Annotated in this window: 14 protein-coding genes and 1 pseudogene; 5 read left to right on the top strand and 10 right to left on the bottom strand. The window is 69.9% G+C overall.

Annotated features, from left to right (window positions below; translation table 11 throughout):
- The first annotated feature begins 58 nt into the window (after positions 1-58).
- The 3 genes from ABZS69_RS30980 (at position 59) to ABZS69_RS30970 (ending at position 3,549) form a co-directional block, all read left to right on the top strand.
- Positions 59-1,144, top strand: a complete 1,086-nt coding sequence (locus ABZS69_RS30980) for a CapA family protein (protein WP_355378738.1) — start codon at positions 59-61, stop codon at positions 1,142-1,144.
- Between the two features lie 42 nt (positions 1,145-1,186).
- On the top strand, positions 1,187-2,863 hold the full coding sequence (locus ABZS69_RS30975) for an SDR family oxidoreductase (RefSeq protein WP_355378736.1): 1,677 nt from the start codon (positions 1,187-1,189) through the stop codon (positions 2,861-2,863).
- Between the two features lie 122 nt (positions 2,864-2,985).
- Positions 2,986-3,549 carry a TetR family transcriptional regulator gene (locus tag ABZS69_RS30970; protein WP_355379026.1) on the top strand — a complete coding sequence of 188 codons (564 nt, stop codon included), beginning with the start codon at positions 2,986-2,988 and terminating at the stop codon, positions 3,547-3,549.
- Here the strand turns inward: ABZS69_RS30970 and ABZS69_RS30965 are convergent.
- A complete protein-coding gene (locus tag ABZS69_RS30965; protein ID WP_355378734.1) occupies positions 3,546-3,869 on the bottom strand; it encodes a hypothetical protein in 324 nt (107 codons plus the stop codon). The two genes, ABZS69_RS30970 and ABZS69_RS30965, sit on opposite strands and share 4 nt — an antisense overlap.
- Positions 3,870-4,035: 166 nt before the next feature.
- Here ABZS69_RS30965 and ABZS69_RS30960 point away from each other — a divergent pair, with 166 nt between their 5' ends.
- Positions 4,036-4,566 carry a hypothetical protein gene (locus tag ABZS69_RS30960; RefSeq protein WP_355378732.1) on the top strand — a complete coding sequence of 177 codons (531 nt, stop codon included), beginning with the start codon at positions 4,036-4,038 and terminating at the stop codon, positions 4,564-4,566.
- 206 nt (positions 4,567-4,772) lie between these two features.
- Here ABZS69_RS30960 and ABZS69_RS30955 read toward each other — a convergent pair whose 3' ends face one another.
- The 9 genes and pseudogenes from ABZS69_RS30955 to ABZS69_RS30915 form a co-directional block, all read right to left on the bottom strand.
- Complete coding sequence (locus tag ABZS69_RS30955) at positions 4,773-5,465, bottom strand: hypothetical protein (protein WP_355378731.1); 693 nt, start codon at positions 5,463-5,465, stop codon at positions 4,773-4,775.
- Positions 5,466-5,609: 144 nt separating this feature from the next.
- Positions 5,610-6,710: a hypothetical protein gene (locus tag ABZS69_RS30950; protein WP_355378729.1), complete on the bottom strand. Its 1,101-nt coding sequence runs from the start codon at positions 6,708-6,710 to the stop codon at positions 5,610-5,612.
- Positions 6,694-7,269 (bottom strand): TetR/AcrR family transcriptional regulator, encoded by a 576-nt coding sequence (locus ABZS69_RS30945; protein ID WP_355378727.1) that lies wholly within the window; start codon positions 7,267-7,269, stop codon positions 6,694-6,696. The genes ABZS69_RS30950 and ABZS69_RS30945 overlap by 17 nt, the downstream gene beginning before the upstream one ends.
- A 97-nt stretch (positions 7,270-7,366) precedes the next feature.
- Positions 7,367-9,937 carry an ATP-dependent chaperone ClpB gene (clpB, locus tag ABZS69_RS30940; RefSeq protein WP_355378726.1) on the bottom strand — a complete coding sequence of 857 codons (2,571 nt, stop codon included), beginning with the start codon at positions 9,935-9,937 and terminating at the stop codon, positions 7,367-7,369.
- Between the two features lie 74 nt (positions 9,938-10,011).
- Positions 10,012-10,293 (bottom strand): annotated as a pseudogene (locus ABZS69_RS30935) (helix-turn-helix transcriptional regulator); the annotation flags it as partial.
- Between the two features lie 3 nt (positions 10,294-10,296).
- Positions 10,297-11,481, bottom strand: coding sequence for a molecular chaperone DnaJ (dnaJ, locus tag ABZS69_RS30930; RefSeq protein ID WP_355378724.1), 1,185 nt, complete (start codon positions 11,479-11,481; stop codon positions 10,297-10,299).
- A gap of 22 nt (positions 11,482-11,503) precedes the next feature.
- The gene (gene grpE, locus ABZS69_RS30925; protein ID WP_355378722.1) at positions 11,504-12,100 is read right to left on the bottom strand and encodes a nucleotide exchange factor GrpE; all 597 of its coding nucleotides are present in this window, start codon (positions 12,098-12,100) and stop codon (positions 11,504-11,506) included.
- A complete protein-coding gene (gene dnaK / locus ABZS69_RS30920) occupies positions 12,100-13,968 on the bottom strand; it encodes a molecular chaperone DnaK (protein ID WP_355378720.1) in 1,869 nt (622 codons plus the stop codon). The genes grpE and dnaK overlap by 1 nt, the downstream gene beginning before the upstream one ends.
- 199 nt (positions 13,969-14,167) lie before the next feature.
- Positions 14,168-14,620, bottom strand: coding sequence for a hypothetical protein (locus tag ABZS69_RS30915; protein ID WP_355378718.1), 453 nt, complete (start codon positions 14,618-14,620; stop codon positions 14,168-14,170).
- A gap of 69 nt (positions 14,621-14,689) precedes the next feature.
- Between ABZS69_RS30915 and ABZS69_RS30910 the strand changes: the two genes are divergently transcribed.
- Positions 14,690-15,571: a proline dehydrogenase family protein gene (locus tag ABZS69_RS30910; RefSeq protein ID WP_355378716.1), complete on the top strand. Its 882-nt coding sequence runs from the start codon at positions 14,690-14,692 to the stop codon at positions 15,569-15,571.

The raw sequence follows: 15,571 nt of genomic DNA, 5'->3' as shown, positions 1-15,571 counted from the left end.
CGCCCTACATGGCATGCTCAATCCCTAGACGACCGGATTCGAGCGGAAGTGGCGGCAGATGAGACTCCCCCGTGCCCTGCCGTTGTTCGCCGTCGTCGCATCCTTGGTGGCCTGCTCGTCGGCACCTGAGAAAGAGCCGCAGAGCAAGCAGGTGGACCGGCCGGTGGCCGAGTCGCCGACGCCGAAGCCGACCGCGAAGCCGAAGCCGAAGCGGCAGCCGTACACGATCTCCTTCGGCGGGGACGTGCACTTCGAGGGGATGCTGCGGGCGCGCCTGGCCAGCCCGCGCACGGCGCTCGGGCCGATCGCGAGCGTGCTGCGCAAGTCCGACTTATCAATGGTGAACCTGGAGACGGCGATCACCACGGGCGGGACGCCGGCGCCGAAGAAGCAGTACACCTTCCGAGCGCCGCCGACCGCCTTCACCGCGCTGAAGGCCGCCGGGGTCGACGTCGTCTCCATGGCGAACAACCACGGCATGGACTACATGGAGACCGGTCTGACGGACACGCTGGCGGCGATCAAGACCAGCAAGTTCCCCGTGGTGGGGATCGGGAAGGACGCGGCGCAGGCGTACAAGCCGTTCCGCAGGACCGTGAACGGCAACCGGGTGGCCATCATCGGGGCCACGCAGGTGCTGGACGCGGAGTTCATCCAGGCGTGGACGGCCACCGCCGACCAGGGCGGACTGGCCTCGGCCAAGGACGAGGCCAGCCTGCTGCGGGCCGTGCGGCAGGCGCGGAAGAACTCCGACACCGTGATCGTCCACCTGCACTGGGGCACCGAGATGCAGAAATGCCCGAACCCGGCGCAGCTCTCGCTGGCCCCCAAGCTGGTCAAGGCGGGCGCCGACGTGGTGATCGGCGGGCACGCGCACATCCTGCTCGGATCCGGGTATCTGGGCAGGGCCTACGTCAATTACGGCATGGGCAACTTCGTCTTCTACAACTCCACCGCCGGCACCACGGGCCTGACCGGCGTCCTGACGCTGACCATCAACGGGCGGAAGGTGCTCAAGGACACCTGGACCCCGGCCACCATCCAGGGGGGCGTGCCCATACCGATGACGGGGGTCGCGCGAACCCAGGCGGTCACGGACTGGAAGGCGCTGCGCTCCTGCGCCGGGCTGGCCGCGCGCCCCTGAACGATCTATTCTATTGGATGGTTTGTCCAATAGGAGGTCGCGATGCGATGGGTCGAGTCCGGTGACGTGCGGCTGGCGGTCTTCGAGGAAGGCGACCCGGCGAACCCGACGGTGCTGCTGCTCCACGGCTATCCCGACACGCACCGCGTCTGGGACGAGGTGGCCGCGCTCCTGCGCGACCGCCACCACGTCGTCCGGTACGACGTGCGCGGGGCGGGGGAGTCCACGGCGCCGCGGAACCGCCGGGACTACGGCTTCGACCACCTGATCGCCGACCTCGCCGCGGTGATCGACGCCGTCGGCTCGCCCCGGGTGCATCTCGTGGGGCACGACTGGGGATCGCTCCAGGGCTGGGAGGCCCTCGGCCGGGCCGGGCTGCGGGACCGGATCGCGTCGTTCACGAGCCTGGGCGGGCCGGGGCTGCGGCAGACCGCCCATTTCCTGGGGCACGGGCGGCGGCGGGACGTCGCGGCGCAGCGCCTCAAGTCCTGGTACATCGGGGCGTTCCAGGTTCCGGCGGCGCCGGAGCTGGCGTGGGGCTCGCTCATGCCGCGGATCATCTCCCGCACGCTGCGGCGCGAGGGGGTCTCGCCGCGGCCCGGGCACCCGGCGCGGACCCTGGTCAAGGACGGGCGCAACGGGCTGTGGATGTACCGGCTGAACATGGGCACGGCCGGCGACCCGGGCGTCGGCGACGTGCCCGTGCAGATCATCGAGGCCACTGGGGACTCCTTCGTGACCCCGGCGCTGCTGGCCTCGATCGGGCAGTGGGCGCCCAGGCTCCGGCACCGGAAGGTGGCGGCCGGGCACTGGGCGCACCGGAGCCGCCCCGAGGCGGTGGCCCGGATGGTCGCCGAGTTCGCCGGCGCCGCCCCCGCCGCCCGGGGGCCGCGGCGCGCCTTCGAGGGGCGGCTGGCGGTGGTCACCGGGGCGGGGTCGGGGATCGGGCTGGCGACCGCGCGGGCGTTCGCGGCCCATGGCGCGCGGGTCGTGTGCGCGGACATCGACGCCGACGCCGCGGCGCGGGCCGCCGACGCCATCGCCAAGGACCTCGGGGGTACGGCGCACGCCGCGCAGGTCGACGTATCGCATATCGATCAAATGGAAGATTTTTCGCGAAATATCATCGCTCAATATGGGGTGCCGGACATTGTGGTGAACAATGCCGGGATCGCCGTCGCCGGGTCTTTTCTTGATCATACGGTGGACGACTGGCGCAGGACCATCGACGTCAACCTGTGGGGCGTCATCCACGGCTGCCGGCTTTTCGGCGCCGCCATGGTCGAGCGCGGGGAAGGCGGCCACATCGTCAACGTCGCCTCTCTGGCCGCGTTCGCGCCGTCGCGGCTGCTGCCCGCGTACTCGACCTCCAAGGCGGCCGTGAAGATGCTCAGCGACTGTCTCAGGGCCGAGCTGGGCGGGCACGGGATCGGGGTCAGCGCCGTCTGCCCGGGGTTCGTCTCGACGCCGATCGCGCGCCACACCACGTACGTGGGCGCTGACCTGCGGGAGGAGGCCGTACGGAGCCTGGCGCGGCGCGGATATCCCGCCGAGCGGGTGGCCGCCCACATTCTGCGGGCCGTACACCGGAATCAGGCCGTCGTGCCGGTCAACCTGGAGGGGAAAATCGGGTATGCCCTTTCCCGGATTTCGCCTGGATCCATGCGCGCGCTCGCGCGCTGGAACGGACCCAAAAGAAATTCAGGAATTGGTAGGTAACGATCGCCCATCCGGGAGAAGATGACTGCGTGTCCTCGCCGCAACTCGATGATGATTGCGCCCAGTCCAAAGCACTCAGGCGCCAGCCGGCACAGCGCCGCAGCGCGCGGCGCGTGGAGCGGATGCTCGACGCGTGCGCCGAGCTGCTCGACGAGACCGGATACGAAGCCCTGTCCACCACTCGCATAGCCGAGCGGGCAGGGGTCGCGATCGGGTCGATCTACCAGTTCTTCCCCGACAAGCGGGCCGTCACCCAGGAGCTCACCCGGCGCAATGTCGAGGAGTTCGTGCGGAGGGTCGACCGCAGGTTCCTGACGGAGGAATATCGCGGCTGGTGGGAGGCCATCGACGCGATCATCGACGAGTACGTCGACATGCACAGGACGGTCCCCGGCTTCAAGAGCCTGCACTTCGGCGACGTCGTCGACCTCAACCTGCTCGACTCCGACTCCGACAACAACACGGTGATCGCGGGCCGGCTGCGGGGGTTGCTGCTCAAGGAGTTCGGGCTGGCGGACAGCCCGGAGCTCGACCTGGCCGTGCTGGTGGCGGTCGAGGCGGGCGACGCCGTGCTCAAGCTGGCCTTCCGCCGTGACCCCAAGGGCTCGCCGGAGATCGTCGACGCGGCCAAACAGCTGATCCGGGGCTTCCTGTCGCGCCAGCTGCGATCCTGGTCGCTGCGCTAGTCCTGGTCGAAGTCCGCCGCTTCCCTGATCAGGCCGGTCAGCCAGGCAGGCAGCCGCTTCCCGTGCTCGCTGAGCGCGATCGCGGGCACCTGCTGGAAGTGCGGGGTGGCCGGCGTGCGCAGGCACGGCGAGGACATCGAGGCGGGCCGGGCTTCCCTGGCCTCCCGGACATGGAGCCGGGCCTCCAGCGCATGCAGGCTGCGTTCGGCGGATTCGATGGCCTCCAATCGGGCCGACAAATAACCCGCCACACCGGGGACGAGGGCCGCCAACACGACGACACAGGCCAGTGTGAAGGTCATCTGCTTGGACACGCCCATCACAGCCCCCTTGCTCGCGTAGCAGCAAAGCGACCCGTATATGCCCTGTCACCTGGGCGAACACGCTCTCGGTCAGCACTATTGGACGCGGCGTTACCTAATTTGTGACTGACCGGCGATGCGCATTGACCGGGCAAAGCGCCGACCGGCTCGGTAGTCTCGCGGTGTGGCGCATGTGACCCGTGAGCACCTTGATCGTCTGCTTGAGCAGGCCCTATTGGCCGACGACCACAGTTCCCTGGCCAGTCGGCTATACGACGTCGCGCTCGGCTACTCGTCGGGCGACGTCTCCAGGGCGTCCATCCTGGTCCTCGCTGCCGAAGAATGGCGAGCGGCAGGCCAGCCGGCGCGCGCTATGGAGTGTTTCCAGCGCGCGGTAGAGGACGGTGGCGAGGCGGGGTTCGACCCGCGCGCCGGCATCGCCGACACCCTCTTCGAGCTCGACCGGCCCGATGAGGCCAGGGAGGTCATCGAGACGATACGTACGGAGGGCGGCGTCTCCACGGCGACCGCTCACACGATCGCCGAGACGCTGGTCGCCTACGGGGACCTCCAGGGCGGGCTCGAATGGGCCACCCAGGCGGTCCTGGGATGCGACGAGAACGATCCGGAGCAGGGGGCGCTCCTGCGCACCCGCTACCGCATCCGGGTCGATCTCGGGCTCCCTGAGGACGAACTGGACGCTCTCGTCCACTGACCACCGCTGCACGGCCGCGCTCACCCGCGGCCGTGCACCCGAGACTTTCGCCCCTGGGGCGTCCTCGGGCGGCAACGTACCGTGCCGCGATGACGCCTGCGCCTCCACGAGCGGGAGGCGGAGGGGCCACGGTGGGTACGGCCCGCGACCCCTCCGGTCTGGGAAGCCGGGCGCGGCAGGCACGGCCTGCGCCCGGACCGGGTGGATCAGCGCAGCCCCAGCTCTCGCGCCAGGCCCGTGAACCCGTCCACCGCCGGCTGGCTGCCCGGCAGCATCGAGGCGCCCTCGACGCTCTCGACCGTCTTGGGCAGCAGGATGTCGACCACCTCGGAGCCGACCTCCTCGGCCGGCTTCTGCAGGTCCAGCGGCGACTCGATCTCGTGGCCCGCGACGCGGTTCGCGTACGGACGGTCCTTGAGGGACGCCTCGCCGGGCACCTTGGCCACCAGCGGCTTCTCGGGCAGCACGGGCAGGGCGGGCAGACCGGGCACCTCGGCCACGGTCGCCAGATCCTTCATCCCGGCCGGACCCGGCACCGTCGGGAACAGCGCGGGCGAGGCCGAGACCAGCGAGGGCATGCCCCAGGTCGCCGCCATCCCGCCCAGGTCGGCGATGCCGAGCACCTTGCGCCCGGAGGCGAGCCCGGTCAGGCCGAGCTGCCTGGCCAGTTCCCCGGCCGCCTGGGCGAGGTCGTTGCTCTCGGTGGTGACCAGCTTGCTGCCGTTGTACACGCGCGCCTGGGTGCGCTCGTCACAGTACGAGACGGCCGACTTGGGCGAAAGCAGGACAGGCTGCTTGTCCGCGCACGAGCGGGCCGTCGAGGGGGTCGCGGCCAGCCAGGTGATGCCCGCGGTCAGAGTGGCCACCGCGATGATGCTCCGGATCTTCTGAGATGACACTTCACGTCCCTGATCGATTTCGGTGATCTGACGAACGCTGAACGTAGTCACACATTCGGCCGCGGGAGTGCGGCTTGTCCGAAGAGTGGGCCGGACCTTACCAAAGACGTGGCCGGCTGACCGGGACCTGACACGCCGGTGCCGTCACTTCGTGGACAGGAAGTCGCGCACCAGCCGGTCGTAGCGGGCGCGGTCGGTGTTCCACGCCTCGGTGTGCCCGCCGTTCGGGAACTCCTCCAGCCGGACGTCCCAGCCGATCCTGGCCCCGGTGGCGGCCAGGTCGCGGGCCTCGCGCACGGGGTGTTCGGTGTCGCCCACGGTGTGGAGGACCAGCGACGGGGGCCGGACCCGGGGCGGGTGACGGATGAGACTGAGCCGATCGAGGTCCACGCCGGTGCGCCAGGTGATGACCTGGCCGACCAACAGGCCGAAGAACGGCGGCAGGCCGTGCTTTCTCGCGCCCTGCTCGTTGGTCATGCCGGCGTCGATCATGGGCGCGTCCAGGACGACCCGGTCCACCGTGCCGGCCAGCGCCGAATGGGTCAGGAAGTGGCCGACGACCGCTCCCCCCATGGAGGTGCCGTACAGGACGAATCGCCGCGCCCCCACGCGCTGGGCCGTCCGCACGGCCGCCTCCAGGTCGCGCCACTCGCCGGCGCCCAGGTGCAGCAGCCCGTCAGGGGAGCGTGGCGCGCCCTCGTCGTTGCGGTAGGTGATGGCCAGGAACGGCAGGCCCAGCTCGTGCACGACCGGCAACACCTTCAGCTCGGCCTTGCGCCTGCCGTTCTGGCCGTGCACCGCGATGACCCAGGTCGTGCCGCGGCCGGGCACGTACCAGGCGGGGGCGGGGCCGAGCTCGGTGGGAACGGCGATCTCTGAGAAGTCGATGTCCCAGGCGACCTTGGGATCGCCGGGCGGGACGTCGCCGAACCAGCCGGGCGTGCCCGCCGACGGAAGGTGCCCGCGCAGCACCGTGCGCGTGACCCGGCCGTCCCGGCGCGTGGTGACCGGTCCGAGCATGGTGAACGAGCCCGTCCACTCCAGCCAGTAGACGCCTGGTTTGCGGGTGTCGGGGGTGTCGGTGAGGGTGACCGCACCGGGCTGCGCGGACAGCACCATGGTGTTGCTCTGACCGTAGTGGACGACGCCGACGGCTTGGTCGCTGCCGTACCAGGCGCCGTAACCTGTCGCGGCGACCAGGAGCAGCAGGACCGCGACGAGTGCGCGCCTAAGCCCTGACGCCATTGAGGACCCTTCCGGCAGTCCTGCGGCACAGCGCGCGGAACTCCTCCTCCGGCAGCCCGATGCGGCCGCCCAGGTGGAGCTGGACCAGGCCCTGCACCGACGAGGTGAGCGCCAGCGTCACCTCCAGCGGGTCGTCCTCGCGCAGGTGCCCGGCGCGCATGCCCTCCTCCACCAGGATCACCAGGTGCCCGAAGGCGAGGGAGTCACCGGTGGCGAAGTCGTCGGGGAAGCGCCTGGCCAGCTCTCTCCGTTCGGTCATCAGGTACGTGTAGAGGTGCGGAGCGCCCAGGGCGAAGTCCAGGAAGTCATCCAGGAGTCCGAAGACCCGGTCCTCCCAGTCCCCGCCGGCGACCCGGTGGCCCCAGCTCGCCGCCAGGTCCTGGAAGGTGCGGTCCACGACGGTGCGCAGCAGCGCCTGACGGTTGGGATAGTGCTTGTAGATCGCCATGGCGGTGATGCCCACCGCGTCGGCCACCCGCCGCATGGTGACGGCCTCGGAACCCTCGCCCACCAGGATGTCGCGCGCCGCCTCGGCGATCCGCTCTGACGTCGTCTTCATGGTATACAGCGTAAACCCTCAAGGTGTACGGCGTATACCCCCGAAAACGCCGGGAGCCCGGAGCCCCAGAAAGGGGCCCCGGGCTCCGGGAAAATGGTCAGCCGCGCTGGATCAGGAGCTCGTCGTCCCCCAGGTCGACCTTGACCTTGTCGCCGTCCACGACCTCGCCGGACAGCACGGCCTTGGCCAGCTTGTCGCCGATGGCCGACTGGACCAGGCGGCGCAGCGGGCGGGCGCCGTACAGCGGGTCGTAGCCCGTCAGTGCCAGCCACTCGCGGGCGGCGGGCGTGACCTCCAGCGTCAGCCGGCGGTCGGCCAGGCGCCGCGCCAGCCGCTCGACCTGCAGGTCGACGATCTGCGCCAGCTCCTCCGTGCCGAGCGCGTCGAAGAGGATCACGTCGTCGAGCCGGTTGAGGAACTCCGGCTTGAACGAGCTCCGCACCGCACCCATGACAGCCTCGCGCTTGGCGCCGTTCTCCAGCTTGGGGTCGATGAGGAACTGCGACCCGATGTTGGAGGTGAGGATCAGGATCGTGTTGCGGAAGTCGACCGTGCGGCCCTGCCCGTCGGTCAGCCGCCCGTCGTCGAGCACCTGGAGGAGGATGTCGAAGACCTCGGGATGGGCCTTCTCGACCTCGTCCAGCAGCACCACCGTGTACGGGCGCCGCCGCACGGCCTCGGTGAGCTGGCCGCCCTCCTCGTAGCCGACGTAGCCGGGAGGCGCGCCGACGAGCCTGGCCACGCTGTGCTTCTCGGAGTATTCGCTCATGTCGATGCGGGTCATCGCCCGCTCGTCGTCGAACAGGAACTCCGCCAGCGCCTTGGCCAGCTCGGTCTTGCCCACACCCGTAGGCCCGAGGAACAGGAACGAGCCCGTCGGCCGGTCGATGTCGGCGATGCCCGCCCGGCTCCGGCGTACGGCGTCGGAAACGACCTGTACGGCCGTCTGCTGCCCGATCAGCCGCCTGCCCAGCTCGCTCTCCATGCGCAGCAGCTTGGCCGTCTCGGCCTCCAGGAGCCGCCCCGCGGGGATGCCGGTCCACGACGAGATCACCTCGGCGATGTCGTCGGCCCCGACCTCCTCCTTGACCATGGCGTTGTCCGGCGGCGCGGCGTCGGAGGCGGCCTTCAGCGCCTGCTCCAGCCTGGGCACCTCGGCGTACATGAGCCTGGAGGCGGCCTCGAAGTCACCGTCGCGCTGCGCCCGCTCGGCGGCGCCGCGCGCCTCGTCGAGCTGCTTCTTCAGCTCGCCGACCTTGTTGAGCCCGGCCTTCTCGTGCTCCCAGCGGCCGACGAGGGCGTTGAGCTCCTCCTGGCGGTCGGCCAGCTCCTTGCGGAGGCGTTCGAGCCGCTGGACGGAGGCCTCGTCGGTCTCCTTGGAGAGCGCCAGCTCCTCCATCTTCATCCGGTCGACGTTGCGCTGGAGCTGGTCGATCTCCACGGGACGGGAGTCGATCTCCATGCGCAGCCGCGAGGCGGCCTCGTCGACCAGGTCGATGGCCTTGTCGGGCAGGAAGCGGTTGGTGATGTAGCGGTCGGACAGCGCGGCGGCGGCCACCAGCGCGCTGTCGGCGATCTGCACCTGGTGGTGGGCCTCGTAGCGGCTCTTGAGCCCGCGCAGGATCGCGATCGTGTCCTCGACGGAGGGCTCGCCCACGTAGACCTGCTGGAAGCGGCGCTCCAGCGCCGGGTCCTTCTCGATGCGCTCGCGGTATTCGTCGAGCGTGGTCGCGCCGATCATGCGCAGCTCGCCGCGGGCCAGCATCGGCTTGAGCATGTTGCCCGCGTCCATCGCGCCCTCGGCGGCCCCGGCGCCGACGACGGTGTGCAGCTCGTCGATGAACGTCACGATCTGCCCGTCGCTCTCCTTGATCTCGGAGAGCACGGCCTTGAGCCGCTCCTCGAACTCGCCGCGGTATTTCGCGCCGGCCACCATCGCGCTCAGGTCGAGCGAGATCAGCCGCTTGTTGCGCAGGGACTCGGGCACGTCGCCGGCCACGATGCGCTGGGCCAGGCCCTCGACGACCGCGGTCTTGCCGACGCCGGGCTCGCCGATGAGCACCGGGTTGTTCTTGGTGCGCCGGCTGAGCACCTGGACGACGCGGCGGATCTCGGAGTCGCGGCCGATGACGGGGTCGAGCCTGCCGGCGCGGGCCCGCTCGGTCAGGTCGACGCCGTACTTCTCCAGCGCCTGGTAGGTGTCCTCGGGGGTCTCGCTGGTGACGCGGGCGTGCCCGCGTACCTTCTCGAACGCGTCGAGCAGCGCCTGCGGCGTCGCGCCCTGCGACTTGAGCAGCTCGGCCACCTGGCCGCCGTCGGCGGCCAGGCCGACCAGGAGGTGCTCGGTGGAGACGTAGAGGTCTTCGAGGCGGTTGGCGTGCTGGGCGGCGGTGTTGAGCACCGTGAGCAGCTGGCGGGAGCTCGACGGCGCCCCCACCGTCGCGCCCTGCGCCTTCGGCAGCGCCGCGAGCTGCTCCTCGGCCCGTGCCCGCAGCGTGCGCCAGTCGGCGCCGACGGCTTCGAGCAGGGGGACGGCGGTGCCGCCCGTCTGGGAGAGCAGGGTGGTCAGCAGGTGAGCGGGGGAGATCTCAGGGTTGCCCTCCGCGGCGGCACGCCGCATGGCACCCGAGAGCGCTTCCTGGCTCTTCTGGGTGAGCTTGTAGTCCATTCTTCCTATGCCCCCGGTGGCAGCTCATATCGGATCAACGCTCTGACCATGCGCATCTCGGCACGCAGGCGGTGAACCTCCTCACGCAGCCGCAGAGCTTCGTTCTCGAGCTCGAGGATCCGCTTGATGCCCGCGAGGTTGATGCCCTCCTCCTGGGAGAGCCGCTGCACCTCGCGGAGCTGGATGATGTCGCGGGTCGAGTAGAGGCGGCCGCGCCCCGCCGTGCGGCCAGGACTGACCAGGCCCAGCCGGTCGTACTGGCGCAGCGTCTGCGGGTGGAGCCCCGACAGCTGCGCGGCCACCGAAATCACATAAACGGGAGTGTCATCTGACAGGTCGAAATAGTTGGCGTCCATCGGCTACTCGCTTCTGGCTCGCTGAATCAGCTCAGCGCGCGGGTCTTCACCCGCGGTCGCGGTGTTGAACTCGCTGAGGAGCTCACGTGACTTGTCGTCGAGCGTCTTCGGCACCACCACCTCGAGCGTGGCCAGCAGGTCTCCCTTGGTGCCGTCTTTGCGGGTGACGCCTCTGCCGCGCACGCGGAACGTGCGCCCGTTGGGCGTACCCGTGGGAATGCGCAGCGTAACCGGCATGCCCTTGAGGGTCGGCACCTTGATCTCCGCGCCGAGCGCCGCCTCGGTGAACGTCACCGGCACGGTGACCGTCAGGTTGTCACCGGCCCGGCCGAAGGCGGCGTGCGGCTTGACGTGCGTGAGGATGTAGAGGTCGCCGGCGGGGCCGCCGTTCTCCCCCGGCGCCCCCTTCGCCTTGAGCTTGACCCGCTGGCCGTCGGCCACGCCGGCGGGGATGCGGGCCTGGATGGTGCGGGTGCTCTTGGCCCGGCCGCTGCCCTCGCACACGGGGCAGGGGTCGTCCACGATCAGCCCGCGGCCCTTGCAGTCGCGGCAGGGCTCGGAGAAGGCGAAGTTGCCCAGGTTTCGGCTGGCCGCGCCCGTGCCCTCGCAGGTGGGACAGACCCTGGGGGTCGTGCCCGCCTTGGCGCCGGTGCCGGTGCACGCGGCGCAGGCGGCCGAGCTGGTCAGCCTGAGCGACACCGTGGTGCCCTCGACCGCTTCGGTGAACGTCAGCGTGACCTCGGACTCGATGTCCTGGCCACGCCTCGGCCTCGACGTGGTGGTCGTACGGCCGGTGCCGCCCGTCCGGTTGAACAGCCCGCCGAACAGGTCGCCGAGCCGCTCGCCCGCACCGCCGCCGCTGCCGCCCGTGTTCTGCCCGGTGCCGCCGAACAGGTCACCGAAGTCGAACGGGAAACCGCCACCGCCGGGCCGCTGGCCGCCCACCCCGGACCCGAACAGCGTGCGCGCCTCGTCGTACTCCTTGCGGCGCTTGCTGTCGGACAGGATGTCGTACGCCTCGGAGACCTCCTTGAACTTGGTCTCCTTGGTCGGGTCGCCCTGGTTGGTGTCCGGGTGGTACTGCCTGGCCAGCTTCCGGTACGCCTTCTTGATCTCTTCGGCGGTGGCGGTCTTGGGCACACCAAGGACGGCGTAGTAGTCCTTCTCCAGGTAGTCCTTGGTGCTCATCTACGGCCCTTCGTCCTTGTTGTCAGTTTTCGTCGTCGTCATTGGACGCGGGAGTGGCGTCCCCGGGCTCCGCGACGGCCACCCGCGCCGGGCGCAGCACCCTGTCACCCATCCGGTATCCAGGCTGCAGCACCTCGATCGCGGTCGGCTCGGTGACGTCCGACGAGTAGCTGTGCATCAGCGCCTCGTGGACGGTCGGGTCGAAAGGCTCACCCTTCTGGCCGAAGGCGCTGAGGCCGAGCTTGGTGACGGCCGCCTCCAGCGACTCCGCCACCTTCGCGAAGCCTCCGGTGAGCTCGCCGTGGTCGCGGGCCCGGCCGATGTCGTCGAGCACGGGCAGGAGCTCCACCAGAGCGCCCGCGACAGCCTGCTCCCTGACCGCGGCCCGGTCGCGCTCGACCCGCTTGCGGTAGTTCACGTATTCGGCCTGGAGCCGCTGCAGGTCGGCGGTCCGCTCGGCGAGCTGGGACGCCAGCTCGCCGTTGGCGATGGCCTCCGCCGCCGTAGGCTGGGGTGCCTGGTCGGCGACGGTGGTCTCCCTGACCTGCCCGGTCTCCGGGTCGATCTTGCGGTTGTCGCGGATCACCGGCTCGTCATGCCCGTTGTCGCGCGGCGGCATCACTTGTCCTTCTTCGGCTCGTCGTCGACGATCTCGGCCTCGACCACGTCCTCGTCGGCCTTCTGTCCGTCACCGGCGGCGGCGTCCTGCGGGGCGCCCTCGCCACCGGCCTGCTGGCCCTGGCCGGCGGCGTAGATCGCCGAGCCCATCTTCTGGCTGACCGTGGCGAGCTTCTCCGCCGAGGTGCGGATGACGTCGGTGTCGGTGCCCTCCAGAGCCTTCTTCAGCTCGGACAGGGCGTCGTTGACCTCGGTCTTGATGTCGCCGGGGACCTTGTCGTCGTTCTCGCGGAGGAACTTCTCCGTCTGGTAGGCGAGCCCGTCCGCGTTGTTGCGGACCTCGGCCTCCTCGCGGCGCTTCTTGTCCTCCTCGGCGTACGACTCGGCCTCGCGCATCATGCGCTCGATGTCGTCCTTCGGCAGCGCGGAGCCGCCGGTGATCGTCATCGACTGCTCCTTGCCCGTGCCCAGGTCCTTGGCGGAGACGTTGACGATGCCGTTGGCGTCGATGTCGAAGGTGACCTCGATCTGCGGGATGCCGCGCGGCGCCGGCGCGATGCCGGTCAGCTCGAAGGTGGCCAGCTTCTTGTTGTACGAGGCGATCTCGCGCTCGCCCTGGAAGACCTGGATCTGCACCGACGGCTGGTTGTCCTCGGCCGTGGTGAAGACCTCGGAGCGCTTGGTCGGGATCGTCGTGTTGCGCTCGATGATCTTGGTGAAGATGCCGCCCTTGGTCTCGATGCCCAGCGACAGCGGGGTCACGTCGAGCAGCAGGACGTCCTTGACCTCACCCTTGAGCACACCGGCCTGCAGGGCGGCGCCGATGGCGACGACCTCGTCCGGGTTGACGCCCTTGTTGGGCTCCTTGCCGCCGGTCAGCTCCCTGACCAGCTCGGTCACGGCGGGCATGCGGGTCGAGCCGCCGACGAGCACCACGTGGGCGATGTCGGAGACCTTGATGCCGGCGTCCTTGATGACCTGGTGGAACGGGCCCTTGGTCCGCTCGAGCAGGTCGGCCGTCAGCCGCTGGAACTCGGAGCGCGTCAGCTTCTCGTCGAGGTGCAGCGGGCCCTCGGAGGAGGCCGTGATGTAGGGCAGGTTGATGTTGGTCTCGGACTGGCTGGACAGCTCGATCTTGGCCTTCTCGGCCGCCTCGCGCAGGCGCTGGAGCGCCATCTTGTCCTTGGCCAGGTCGACGCCGTGCGCGTTCTGGAAGCGCTTGACGAGCTCGTCGACGACGCGCTGGTCCCAGTCGTCACCACCGAGGTGGTTGTCGCCGGAGGTGGCCTTGACCTCGACGAAGCCGTGGCCGTCCTCCTGGCCGACGTCGAGCAGCGACACGTCGAAGGTGCCGCCACCGAGGTCGAAGACCAGGATCGTCTGGTCCTGCTCCTTGTCGAGCCCGTAGGCGAGGGCCGCCGCGGTCGGCTCGTTGATGATGCGGAGCACGTTGAGGCCCGCCACCGTGCCGGCCTCCTTGGTGGCCTGGCGCTGGGCGTCGTTGAAGTAGGCGGGAACCGTGACCACCGCGTCGGTGATCTTCTCGCCCAGGTAGGCCTCCGCGTCCTGCTTCAGCTTCTGCAGGACGAAGGCGCTGATCTGCTGGGGGGAGAACTTCTTGCCGTCGATCTCCTGGGACCAGTTGGTGCCCATCTCCCGCTTGACCGATCGGATCGTCCGGTCCACATTGGTGACGGCCTGCCGCTTGGCGACCTCACCGACGAGCACCTCGCCGTTCTTCGCGAAGGCGACCACGGACGGCGTGGTCCGCGAGCCCTGCGCGTTGGCGATGACGGTGGGCTCACCGCCCTCGAGGATCGAGACGACGGAGTTGGTCGTCCCAAGGTCGATACCTACCGCACGTGCCATGAGTACGTCCTTGTAGTCAAAGTTGAGTCTTGTGGACTCAAGGTACGAATGCCGGTCGTCTTTGTCAAACGACTTGAGCCTACTCGACTCAACCCTCGTGAGCGCACCGGCATTCCCTTTAACGGCGGCGGATCCGCGGAAGGTTCCTGGGCACGCGGACGACCCCGGCGCGGTGCCGGGGTCGTCCGATTCGTTGGGGTTACTTGGCGCCGTCCACGATCTTGCGCTTGTCGATCGGCTTCTTCAGCGTGACCGTCGTGGTCTTCTCGATCGCGATCATGATGCACGACACGTTCTTGGCCTTGGGCGAGGTGCCCTCGTACAGGGTGATCGTGACGCGCTTGGCCGTCTCCTTGACCTTGACGCGGTCCAGCACCGTGCACGGGGCGACGCCCGACCACCACGTGAGCTGGATCTTCCTCTTGGACACCGCCTTGGCCTTGGTCCAGCGGACCTTGTGGACGTTGATGGCGTCGCCGGTCGGCTTGACCGGCTCGGGGCCCTTCTTGGGGCTCGTCGTCGGAGTGGTGGTGACCGGGTTCGCCACCGCGGGCGGGTTGGCCGGGACCGCCGAGGCGGCCTGGTTGGCGGGTGGCGCCGCGCCGCAACTCGTCGCGAGCACCAGACATCCGGCCAGGAGAGTCGCAGTCATTGCACGCATACCCTTTCGACGGACAAGAGCGTTCCGCGGTTCATCACGCCGCGGTCTAGTGTGGTTCACGTGCTCCGTCAGGCCCTGCTGGCCATCTCCAAGAGCGAGCGCGCCGAGCGCGTCATCTCGACCTCGCCGCTGACCGAGGGCGTGGTCGGGCGCTATGTCGCCGGCGACGTGGGCGCGGTGGTCGGCGAGCTGGCCCGCGAGGGGCTGCTCGTCAGCGTCGACCACCTCGGCGAGGACGTGACGGAGCCGGCGCAGGCCGAGCGGGCGGTCGCCGAATACCTGCGGCTGCTGGCCCTGCTGCCCCCCGGCGCCGACGTGTCGGTCAAGCTCACGGCGCTCGGGCTGCGGCTGTCGGAGCGGCTCGCGCTCGACCACGCCGCCGCGATCTGCCGGGCCGCCGCGGCCGGGAACGTGACGGTGACGCTCGACGCCGAGGAGCACGACACGATCCCGGGCCTGCACTCCGTGCACGCCGAGCTGCGCAAGGACCATCCCGACGCGGGCGTGGTGGTGCAGGCTTACCTGCCGGACTCGCTGGAGCGCTGCGAGAGGCTCGGCGGGGCCCGGGTGCGCCTGTGCAAGGGCGCGTACACCGCCCCGGGGGCCTACACCAGGCCCGCCGACATCGACCGCGCCTTCGTACGGTGCCTGAGAGTCCTGATGGCCGGCACCGGCTACCCCATGGTCGCCACCCACGACCCCAGGCTCGTGCGGATCGCGTCCACGCTCGCCGTGCTCGAAGGCCGCGACGCGACCGGCTACGAGCACCAGATGCTGTACGGCGTGCGCCCCGAGGAGCAGCTCCGCCTGGCCGGACAGGGCGCCAAGGTGCGCGTCTACGTCCCCTACGGCGACGACTGGTACGCCTACCTCATGCGCCGCCTGGCCGAACGCCCCCGCAACCTGGCCTTCTTCCTCAGGTCGCTGGTGAGCCGACGGTAG

This window comes from Nonomuraea sp. NPDC005650 (assembly GCF_040605375.1).
Lineage (GTDB): Bacteria > Actinomycetota > Actinomycetes > Streptosporangiales > Streptosporangiaceae > Nonomuraea.
Note: the sequence above shows the minus strand (reverse complement) of the source record. Positions and strands in the feature narration are given on the sequence as shown.

What these genes read in the sequence shown, in the direction of transcription:
- ABZS69_RS30965 (WP_355378734.1), bottom strand. Translation starts at nt 3,869, where the DNA reads ATGGGCGTGTCCAAGCAGATGACCTTCACACTGGCCTGTGTCGTCGTG.
- clpB (WP_355378726.1), bottom strand. Translation starts at nt 9,937, where the DNA reads ATGGACTACAAGCTCACCCAGAAGAGCCAGGAAGCGCTCTCGGGTGCC.
- dnaJ (WP_355378724.1), bottom strand. Translation starts at nt 11,481, where the DNA reads ATGAGCACCAAGGACTACCTGGAGAAGGACTACTACGCCGTCCTTGGT.
- ABZS69_RS30915 (WP_355378718.1), bottom strand. Translation starts at nt 14,620, where the DNA reads ATGACTGCGACTCTCCTGGCCGGATGTCTGGTGCTCGCGACGAGTTGC.
- ABZS69_RS30975 (WP_355378736.1), top strand. Translation starts at nt 1,187, where the DNA reads ATGCGATGGGTCGAGTCCGGTGACGTGCGGCTGGCGGTCTTCGAGGAA.
- ABZS69_RS30945 (WP_355378727.1), bottom strand. Translation starts at nt 7,269, where the DNA reads ATGAAGACGACGTCAGAGCGGATCGCCGAGGCGGCGCGCGACATCCTG.
- ABZS69_RS30950 (WP_355378729.1), bottom strand. Translation starts at nt 6,710, where the DNA reads ATGGCGTCAGGGCTTAGGCGCGCACTCGTCGCGGTCCTGCTGCTCCTG.
- grpE (WP_355378722.1), bottom strand. Translation starts at nt 12,100, where the DNA reads ATGCCGCCGCGCGACAACGGGCATGACGAGCCGGTGATCCGCGACAAC.
- dnaK (WP_355378720.1), bottom strand. Translation starts at nt 13,968, where the DNA reads ATGGCACGTGCGGTAGGTATCGACCTTGGGACGACCAACTCCGTCGTC.
- ABZS69_RS30980 (WP_355378738.1), top strand. Translation starts at nt 59, where the DNA reads ATGAGACTCCCCCGTGCCCTGCCGTTGTTCGCCGTCGTCGCATCCTTG.
- ABZS69_RS30970 (WP_355379026.1), top strand. Translation starts at nt 2,986, where the DNA reads ATGCTCGACGCGTGCGCCGAGCTGCTCGACGAGACCGGATACGAAGCC.